Below are 695 nucleotides of genomic sequence, written 5' to 3' on the forward strand. Positions count from 1 at the left end.
GTCCGGCAGATCAGGGAAGAGGCCGCCGATCCTGAACTCGCGCTGTTGCGCTGGGAGGCGGCATGGGGCCTCGCACTGTATGCGCTGTTCGGCCTTTCCCCCTTGTCGGACAAGGAGCGCGCTCATCTGTTTGACCGACTGCTTGACGATGACGCATGGACGCGGTTTATCAAGATACCAGATGGCAACTGATACCCCGATAACCGATGAGGTTGCGACCAGGAAGTTGCAACTGACACCAGACATTCCAGTGAGCCGCCAATAATGGATAACGCGACCCGCTCAGAACGGTCCCGAAACACGGCCCTCAAGGCCGCTCTGACCATCCTTTCGAGGGATGGCCTCAACGCACTTACCTTCGATGCACTCGCCCGCGAGAGCGGCATCAGCAAGGGGGGGCTTCTCCATCAGTTCGGCACAAAGGACGGAATCCTGCTGGCATTGCTGGAGTTCCAGAGGCGGTACCTTGAAGAGTTCGCACTCGGATACCTGAATTCCTGCGATGTTTCGGTCAAGGAGCCGGTCCTGCTCGCGCAGATTGCCGTGATGCGTGAAACTGCCAGCCAGCCACATTCCGCCAATCGTGCCGTACTGGCTGCATTGGTCCAGGCACCGGAACTCCTGGAAACCATTCGGGGCGCTCACGCTGCTGATCTCGCCGAGGTCCGCAAGGAGTCAACCGATGGCGATATCGC

Annotated in this window: 1 protein-coding gene and 1 pseudogene; both read left to right on the plus strand. The window is 59.4% G+C overall.

Features of this window, described 5'->3' with window-relative positions; genetic code table 11:
• Positions 1-192 (plus strand): annotated as a pseudogene (locus U5A65_RS40690) (hypothetical protein); the annotation flags it as partial.
• Positions 193-264: 72 nt separating this feature from the next.
• A partial coding sequence (locus U5A65_RS40695) for a helix-turn-helix domain-containing protein (protein WP_321949721.1) occupies positions 265-695 on the plus strand: 431 nt, incomplete at its 3' end.

Origin of the sequence: Paraburkholderia sp. J10-1 (assembly GCF_905220165.1) — a bacterium.
GTDB lineage: Bacteria > Pseudomonadota > Gammaproteobacteria > Burkholderiales > Burkholderiaceae > Paraburkholderia.